The organism is Aeromonas cavernicola, assembly GCF_002795305.1.
GTDB lineage: Bacteria > Pseudomonadota > Gammaproteobacteria > Enterobacterales > Aeromonadaceae > Aeromonas > Aeromonas cavernicola.
Genome location: NZ_PGGC01000278.1, coordinates 1 through 586, shown reverse-complemented (window position 1 = coordinate 586; position 586 = coordinate 1). Strand labels below are relative to the sequence as shown.

General features: G+C 62.8%; 1 protein-coding gene. It reads left to right on the top strand.

Annotated elements, in window-relative coordinates; genetic code table 11:
• Positions 1-580 (top strand): efflux RND transporter permease subunit (locus CUC53_RS18515; protein ID WP_157798340.1); only part of this gene is annotated, 580 nt, incomplete at its 5' end.
• Positions 581-586 lie beyond the last annotated feature (6 nt).

The following is a 586-nucleotide window of genomic DNA, read 5'->3' as shown; positions in this document are numbered from 1 at the left end:
GGGGGAGATGACGCTGGTGTTTGGCCTCGCCCTGCTGGTGGTCTATCTGGTGTTGGTGGCCCAGTTCGAGAGCACCCTGACCCCGGCCGTGGTGATGATGACGGTGCCACTCGGCGTCTTTGGTGGCCTGTTGGGTCTGTGGCTAACGGGGCAGGAGATGAGCATCTACAGCCAGATCGGGATGATCATGCTGATTGGCATGGTGACCAAAAATGGCATCCTGATCGTCGAGTTCATCAACCAGCTGCGCCAGCGCGGCGAAGGGTTTGAAGCGGCGATCATCAACGGCTCGGTGCGCCGCCTGCGCCCCATTTTGATGACCTCCCTTACCGCTATTATCGGCGCAGTGCCGCTGATGCTCTCCATGGGGGCAGGCTATGAGAGCCGGATGGCGGTCGGCACCGTGGTGTTCTTCGGTCTCTCGCTCGCCACCTTAGTCACCCTGCTGCTGGTGCCCGCGATTTATCACCTGATAGCCCGCCACGCGGGGATGACTGGGGCGCGGGATCAACAAGTCAACGCGGCGCTCGCCAGCAAGGGGGACCCACAGCCCAGCTCCACCAAGGCGCCCGTCCCCTAACCACGG